This window comes from Thiomonas sp. TH-17, from assembly GCF_057473305.1.
In genome coordinates, this window is the sequence record NZ_JBYCKI010000091.1 from 1 (window position 1) to 8283 (window position 8283).

At 64.0% G+C, this 8283-nt stretch carries 5 protein-coding genes; all 5 read left to right on the plus strand.

Features of this window, described 5'->3' with window-relative positions; genetic code table 11:
* The first annotated feature begins 345 nt into the window (after positions 1–345).
* Complete coding sequence (locus AC2VLV_RS05790; protein ID WP_486989070.1) at positions 346–1026, plus strand: hypothetical protein; 681 nt, start codon at positions 346–348, stop codon at positions 1024–1026.
* Positions 1023–2399, plus strand: coding sequence for a hypothetical protein (locus AC2VLV_RS05795; RefSeq protein ID WP_486989071.1), 1377 nt, complete (start codon positions 1023–1025; stop codon positions 2397–2399). Before AC2VLV_RS05790 ends, AC2VLV_RS05795 begins: the two co-directional genes overlap by 4 nt.
* A 15-nt stretch (positions 2400–2414) precedes the next feature.
* The gene (locus AC2VLV_RS05800) at positions 2415–6557 is read left to right on the plus strand and encodes a hypothetical protein (protein ID WP_486989072.1); all 4143 of its coding nucleotides are present in this window, start codon (positions 2415–2417) and stop codon (positions 6555–6557) included.
* A 133-nt stretch (positions 6558–6690) separates the two neighbouring features.
* Positions 6691–6915 carry an HD domain-containing protein gene (locus AC2VLV_RS05805; RefSeq protein WP_486989073.1) on the plus strand — a complete coding sequence of 75 codons (225 nt, stop codon included), beginning with the start codon at positions 6691–6693 and terminating at the stop codon, positions 6913–6915.
* An 8-nt stretch (positions 6916–6923) separates the two neighbouring features.
* A complete protein-coding gene (locus tag AC2VLV_RS05810) occupies positions 6924–8198 on the plus strand; it encodes an STY4851/ECs_5259 family protein (protein WP_486989074.1) in 1275 nt (424 codons plus the stop codon).
* Positions 8199–8283 lie beyond the last annotated feature (85 nt).

An 8283-nucleotide genomic window follows, 5' to 3' on the forward strand; every position in this document is an offset into this window, starting at 1 on the left:
AGCTACAAGCTGCTGGTGGTTGCAACTTCGGCGTGCGCTATCTACAATGCGCGACTCTGTTGCGGGGTGGAGCAGTCTGGCAGCTCGTCGCTCATAATCCGAACACGGTAGTCGGCCGCATAAGGTCTACGTCGGGGAAATAAGGCGCCAGTTGTTGTAGATAAAGCATCTGCTCGGCCGATACGCCTCTCGAGTCGATATCGATCACCACCCGCTACTACCGTATAACGCCGACAAATGGCGAAACGGATTTCATGCTAGATTATGACCGTAGGGCTACGGCCTCGTTCATGCGTGCGTGTCAGGCACCTGAGCTAGTCTCCTCGCCGGTAACGGTGGTACGGCATGAAGCTGGTCGTTCCGAAATTCACTCCAAAGCCGTGGCAGGCAGACCTCGGGCTTGCCGCCTGCTTGATATCGGCGCGTGGTGAACTGCCTCGCATCAGCCTCACCCAACGGCGTGCAGTGCTGGCGGTCGCCTACCAGGTCCGGATCGCCCGGTTACATGGCGTTGATCCGCGCAATGGCGCATTTCGCACCAGATGGCCAAAAGGCAGCGTCCCTTCCGAGCGGCGCAGGATTTCCGTCCGCCTGAACGGCCTCGACCTATTTGCTCCCGACGAGTCCGTGGACCTTGCGGTCCATGAGGCGTTCGATCGCTTTGCCGCGGCCGTTTCCGCGGAGCGTGTCAAAGACCTCGTCCAGTGGGCGCCTCCCGTCGTGGCACGCGACACACGCACGGGTCGTCTGCGTGTCCATGCCAACCAACTGACCACCGCACTCGCCAGGTACCGCCTCCCACACCTTGAAGTGCCTGCCGTGGTGTGCGGCAACCCTCCGAAAAGGCAGCTGACGTTCACGCAGGTGGCCGCGCTGATGCTCCACGTGTTTGGTGACTTCATCGACGGCAACGTCGATCTGATCTGTCGCCTCTGCGGCACGGCGATGGAAGGCGGGCTGCTGATCGAGAAATCAGTCAATACCGCCGCCATGATCCGGCAACGGTTTCCCGCGCTCGAGCTGTGAACCTCCATCTCTCCCGCTTGCTTGATCTTGTGAACGCGCGACGAGCGCAAGAGCAGGGTGGGGCGGGGACGTTATCGAGGCGCGACCTCATTGACGCGTTGCGCCTGATCGCGGCGCCGTACTCGCTGGAAGGATCAGCGCTGTACTGCGGCCGGTTCGTCGGAATGCTCGACAACAACCCGGCCATCAAGCCCGATAAGCTGGGCGACATCAGCAAGCAGCTGGCCATTCTTCGCGAAGTGGCGGTTGCCGGCGCGGCTGAGGCGCACTTTGCGCAGTCGCACTATCCGCGTGATTCATCCACTCCGCTGCAACCCTATACGGGCGATGGCCCGCTGTGCGATGTGCTGATGCTGGAGGCGGGCCGTGGCGCTGATCAACCTGACTTCGAGCACATCACGGAGTGGTTTGTATGGCTGTGCCTGCGCTACCACCACCAGACCCTCACGAGCGCTTCTTACTCGAATTACCTTGACGGCGAGGAATCCTCCGGTAACCGCCTCAACCGCGAAGATGCCGGTGGGCCGATCGCAGCGGCAGGGTGCCAGATCCGGAAGCTGGCCGATCCTGACCAGCAGGGCGCGCGGGGTGCGCTGCTCAGTCTGGGTCTTGAGCTGACGGACGCTCATGGCCGCCAGTTGGCACGGCTTGCGCATCAGGTCCATCGCATCACGACGATTGGGGCAAGCGACGTCAAGGATCTTGCGTGGCGTGCCAAGTTGAGTGAGGGCGAGGCACGCGAGCAGCTGGAGTCCATGCGGTATCGCGTCCATGGTGCGATCCGCCATGTGTTGCGACTGGCGTGGCGGTTGACCGAGGAAAGGGATGGCGTGTCGCGCGAACGCGTGCGTGATGCGCAGCGCGACTACTCGCGACCGCGTGTGCGTCGTTATGGAGAATGGCGCGAGGAGGTTCGCGTCGATGACCCGGATGATGTCAAATCGGCTGTCACCATCGATGTCTACGGGCCCGAATCGTCCCCGACGCAGAGCCCGCGCGCCCCGCGCGGCGCCTGGGTCGATGAGGGTGAAGATCCCGATGGGTCCGATGGCGATCCGCTCTACCAGATTTATATCGGTCGTACGGGCGATGATCCGGTGGCGAGTTACTACGCGGCCAAGGGGTGGCGGTATGCAGCAGAGTATGAAAATGCGCTGCTGCCGTGGTCCAGGAACCGCCTGGGCCGGGACGCGCTGCTTGCGTTGATCCGCGCATTGCCGCTCTCCGATACCGACAAGCCAGAGGAGCGGGCGGCCAAGCTGATCGTACTGATCAGCCTGATGACCGGGCGCACCTTGGATGATGCACGCCGGGTTCGGATCCTTCGGAGCGTTGGCCGCGCACACCCGGGTGATGCCGAAATCATCGTGTAGGTCGCCGACCGCACCTTGTCCGTCCGGGCGGCGGCGCCGGCGCTGAGTCGGGCGCAAAAGCGGCGCAAAAGGACCATCACGCATGCGCGGGGGGATTTTCTCACGGTCGAGCTGCCGGTCGTTGCGATCGAGCTGCTCGGCGATGCGGCGTGGCTGGGGAGCAAGCAGCTCGATCTGCCGGCCTACGGAGCGACTGCCAAGGCCTGGCTTGCCAGGTTGCCAGCGCAGTTCGGGATCAAGCCCGGGTTGGTACGCGAGGCATTGGTGTTCCTGATGCTCGAGCAGACGCGTGGCGACCTCGGCCTGGTCAAGTTGATCACCGACCGGCAAGCCCTGAACTTCGCGAACATCATTCATTACGCGGCGTACCCGGTGGATCAGGCGAGTGCCGTCTGGGCAAGCGCCTTGACACAATTGCTGGGCACCCCGGTACAGCTGGCAGGCTCGACGACTCCATGGGACACCGGGCCGCTATACGTCGGCACGCCCGATGCCATCGACAAGAATGCCTTGCGCGCGGAGCTTGGCCGGCTGCGCGAACGCCTGCGTGGTTATCTGTTGGAGTCTGCGCCCGAGGGTGGCGTGGAGCGCGTGATTCGCGCGCATAACCTGCTGACGCTGTACACCCTCCTGTGGCTGAACATGGCGACCGCTGGGCGGGCTCGCGTCGCGCCGGCGCCGGTTGCCATCATCGATGGCGTGGCGGTCGTTGCCGACAAGCACCGCGATGACGGCAGCGCGGAACGACTGGTACCGCTGACGGAGGGTGTGCTGGCACAGCTGCGGGCGTACTTTGGCTATGTCTGGCACCTGGCGTTTCGCATCCCCGAGTTCCAGCCCATCGCTGACGAGTTCAGGGCTGGTGTCCTGCGGTTTCAGTTCCTGAAAGTCAGCGGGGAAGTCACCGGCTACCGGCCCAAGTGGCTGTATCAAGTGGAGCAGCTGATCCCCATGCCGGGCAACTGGGCAAGAAAGCTCGTGCGTCAGGAAATGGCCGTGATTGGCGGGCGCTACCTCGATGCGGGGATGGGGCATTGGGTTGCCGGGCGCCATCCGTATCGGGTCACCTCCAACTTTGCATTTCGGCGGTTCCGCCAGGCCTGGTTGGCCGGCCAGGAGCAATTGCAGCGCGAGCTCGGCTTTGAGGTCATCGCCCATCCGCAGGCCATCGGTACGTGGGTTGACTGGCCGGTGGTCGCTGCGCTGAAGCCGAAAGGGCTCGCGGATTCCAGCCAGCGCGCCAAGCGCCTCCCCCCGGATGAGCCGAGCTTCGACTTTGACGCGGAGTGCCGCCTGGCGGACGAGGCACTTTACGAGGCCATCCGCGCGGCGGAGATCAAGGATCCGAAGGTAGTCACTGCCTTGGTGAGGGCGGTGGCTCAACGCTACGTCGGCGATGACGCCAAGGTGTGCGAGGTCGCGCGGGCCTGCTGTGCTGCCGCGCGCACTGCATGGAAGGTGCCGATCTTTGCCGACCGGCCGCGCATCCAGCTCCAGCGCGATTGGCTGGTGGATGAGGTGGCGTTGCACCATCTTGCGTACTTCACGAGTCGGGTCTTGCCGGCGTTTTACACGGAGCTCGAGCATCTGCCCGCGGCGGCCGACCCGGACGGTGCAGACGCGTGCGAACTCGGGCGCTTCGTGATGCTGTGCATCTGGCGGCAGGGTCTCGTGACCTGGCCGGTGCTGGATGCATTTCTGCAAAGCTACGGCAGCGTCGGCATCCTCGCGACCGGCCCGTTGCGGTACGTGCCGAGCCGGGTTCGCTGCCGGCGAAACGGCGCCCTGATGGATCGCATCCATTATCTGGAACCGTACAGCCAGATCTATTTCGTCGCCGAATTCGCCAGGCTCAAGGCTGCATTGACGCCGTTGCTTGCTCTGAATCCCCAGAAGCGGCGCGCACGCATCCAGGCGGCGCTGAGCCGCTACCTGCGTGCGCTGGTGGGCGTGGAGGTCGGCAACCTCTTGACGATCACGTGTGCAGCTGCGCAGCAGTACCACCTCATGCGCGGTAGCCCGGTCCTGGCCGCGTACGCATCGGCGGAGTTCGAGACGCACGACCTTGCGGATGATGAAATCCGCCACCTTGCCGGCTACGAGGCGAGAACGGTGCACCGGTCACTGCCTGAACTCGCGCTCAGCCTCGAACGGACGTCGCTTGAGCAGGTATCGCTGCCGTCTTCCGAAGTGGCAAGCAGCCAGGACCTCGTGCACCGGATCGCCTATCGACAGTCGCCGCGGGTCGAGGCGATGTGCAGGACGATCGATGACATCGAGGTGCAGTTGCCCCTGCAACAGCTGTTGAAAAAGTTCGCCGTCTGGTACCTGCAACATCAAGCCAAAACCCAGGGTGGCAAGGTCAAGCCAGCCGAGAAGCGCCGTTTTCAGCAGGTCATCGAGGTGGTGGGGTATGCGCTCGTCGGTTTTGGCGTGGCCGGGGATTCGGAGCTGACGATCGACGAGGCGTTCCTCGTCAACCTGGAGGAGCAGTTCCATGACCTGCACCCGGGAATCGATACGTCGCTGCCGTTCGAGACGTTTCGCCGGTTTCTCCGGCAACGGGCAGCAAGATCCGTGGCGCAAAAGGCCGGCTTTACGGTCGGCGAGATCGAACCGCCAGCGCCGCGCGGTGTCCTCGCCAAGATCGTGACGACGGCGTCGATCCGTGCTGTGGCCCGATCCATCGACCGTGTGGATGAATCAGGGATTGGCAATCCGGACACCCGCGCCGTGGCGCGGCGTCATCTTGAGACCATTGCACTGTTCGGGCTGCGCCGGAGCGAGGCTGAAAAAATCCGCGAGATCGATGTGCAAGGCGATCTGATCCGGGTGCAGCCCTATGGAACGCACACGCTGAAGACGGCCTGGTCCGATCGCGTCCTGCCGAAGGCGTTGACCGATTTCGCGGACATGAAGTGGATCCAGGCCGTTCGTGCCGGATCGGAGCGCCAACTGCTGGCGCATGGCATCCCGCGTACGGTCCAAGGCGACAACTTCTTCGATGCGGTCAACAAGCTGGTGCAACGGAAAGCATCGGACCCCGCCGTCCACTTGCACACGGTGCGCCACACGCTGGCGAGCCGCCTGCTGCTGTCGGCCCTGTCGGATTCGGTCGATTACCACCGGATCGAGGTGCAGTTTCCCTGGATGGCGGATTTCCTGGTGCCGGATGCGCCAATGGACGTGCTGTTCGGCGGGGAAGGGCAGAGCGGCCACGGCCTGCAGGCTATCGCGGCGCTGCTCGGCCACTCGCATCCGCTCACGACCCTGCGCCACTACATCCACACCGTCGGGATCGCCTTCTACGCGCACCTGTGCGGACAGCCGGTCCCCGATCTGATGCGCGCGTTCGAGCGGCGGCTCGGCAGCCCGCGCACCATGCAGCGGCGTAGCCAGGCGTGGCGCGAGGAGACGACGAATATGGACGCTGCGACGGCGGCGGCGTTTCTCCATCAGCACTTGCGTGCCGAAGCCGAGACACTGTGCCCGGACGCGGTCCACGTCGAAGAGCAGATGCGCGAGGACGCGCCGGCTGGCCCGCTCGCTGGACAAAGCAGCCCCGAGCCGCCTGCCTATGACCGATCAGCCATCCGCTACGAACGCTTGGCGCAGATCGAAGCCGTGCTGCGCGGCGAGGCACCCAACGATACGGGTCTGGATAGGCCGCAGATCGAGATCGCCTTGGCGCGGATTTACGAGATTCCGACGGGAAAACGGGGATCCAGCGCGAAGCGCCATCCGTGCGACAGGGTCGATGGCAGGCGCATCCCGCACCGCCTTGCGGCGAAGTCCCCGACCCAGTCGGCGGCCGCCCTGTGTCACTGGATCGAGCACCTGCGTACCCGCGATCCCGAATTGCTCGAATGGCTCCTGGATCGCTGGCTACACGCCAGTGAAATGGAATTCGGGCGAATCCGCCTCGACGACCACGATCGAGCCCGCTGGCAGCAGTTGCCCGCGTCAGCGGACGTCACGCCGGTGATGGAGCAGAAGGTGTTCAAGCGCGAGCAGGGCAGCAGGCGCGCGGACAGGGTTCAGTCATGGGGGAGGATCCGCTGCGGCAATCCGACCGATGGCTTCATCCGTCGCGACGTGCTGGCCGTGCGCTGGGTGATGACGTGGACCTGCGCGCTGTGGGGGAGGTTGCTCTGCTGACGGAGCGTAGTGGCAAGAAGCACTGGGTGCACTGGCGATGACAGTGCCTGTTGGCGCCGACGTGACCCATCTCAGCATTTGAGACGAGAAGGTCATAGAGTGCTGGCCATACTTGTTCCAGGGGTGGTGTTGCATGAGGCAAAATCTTGGCCATGCGCGAAACCTATGGGCAAAAAGCAGGTCCAACAGTCAGCCTGACAACGAGCCGTGGCATCCACTAGCCCTTCATCTCCTTGACGTAGCTGCCGTCGCGGACGCGGCCATTGCTCGCGAACCTGAAAGCACGCGCACTCGGCTGGCGTTGTTGTTGGGGTGTCATTATTCCGAGCTAATCAGCGTGAGTACGCGAAAGGCGTAGGGGGGCAATTGCACATACTCGCCACGGTGATCGCCGGGCAGGGCCTTGAGCGTCCCGACGGCAGGCCCCTTCACCGTTACCTGTGCTCTTCCGCAACCTACACTGCGCTGACCACGGCGCTGCGCGACTGGCTGCGCACGGCCCAGTCTCTCGACGGCGTAGGTGCAGCATTTGTGATGTGGGCGACCGAACGTATTCGCACCCATTACGAGGGTGGGCCACTGTCGTGGCAGCTGGTGTTCGATGGAGTCGGATTGCGAGCGGACGACACGCTCGCTCGGGATCTAGTGGATCGGGGAATGCGATGGTGGCGGCGTCCGGTACGCATCTCCGAGGGTGGCCACCATATGCGGCTGTACTCGCTCCTAGCTGAGGGCGGGCTGCCCGACCCCATGCTTCGCCAAGCGAATCGTTATCAGCGAGTAGTGAGGGGCCTGCTGATGGCCATTGAGTGCGCTGGCCTATCGCAGGCGGCGGTTGTGCCGGATGCGTTACTTGCGCGTGCCCTCGGCGACCTCCCGCAGGCGTTGCGTAACGAAGACATCGCCCGCCTTCTAGGCGAACTCGCGTCGAGTCTCGCTCGACTTCGTGCTCTCGTACCCGACGAGGTCCCTACCGACGCCATCGACCGCTGGCTTGACACGCACCGCCCGGGCTGGATCGAGGAGCTCCCGCTGCGGTTGTCTGCCGAGACCGCCGAGGCGCTGGTGCGCGACACACTGCGAAGCGAACGTGAGCGGAGCGAGGCACTGCCACTTGGTACCCGGTTGCTGCGGCGTGATTTGCAGGGGCACTGGCACGGTTACACACGGCTTTCTGAGCGCAGCCACCTCGATGCTCAAAGGCTGCCTGCAAGCGCCCAGGGCCGACGCATGCGCCTGCTACCGACTGGTGTCTACGTAGAGGCTGCTGGTCCGCTGGTATTCGCTGCCACCCCTGAGCAGGAAGGCTGGTCCGTCCATCGCATGGGCGCACGTGGTCCAGCCATTCTCGCCATGGCCCCTACTGCACCACTTGTGCTTTCCGCCTATAGCGACGGTGCCCATCTTGGGGATGTCGAGGCGGTAGCGGCCACTATGCCAGCGGATGAGGAGCCTACCTTCTGGGCCCCAGTTGGGTTCGACGAGGCCGGCGATCCCTGCGAGCTCGAGTTGCTCGCCACCGAAGGCCGGACCCGCGCTTCTCGTTTGGCGGTGCTGCTGGGTGGGGACGAGGTGCCCGCGGCGAGTACTGGACTGTTGCTCGGCCTGTCAGCAAGAGTGTTGGCGCTGGTTGAAAACTGACCATCAAACAGGGGTTCTGCCGGTTCAATATTGACCAGGGTGTTCAACCTAACCTGCTGAGTTTTTAACCAGCAGGACCACGAGG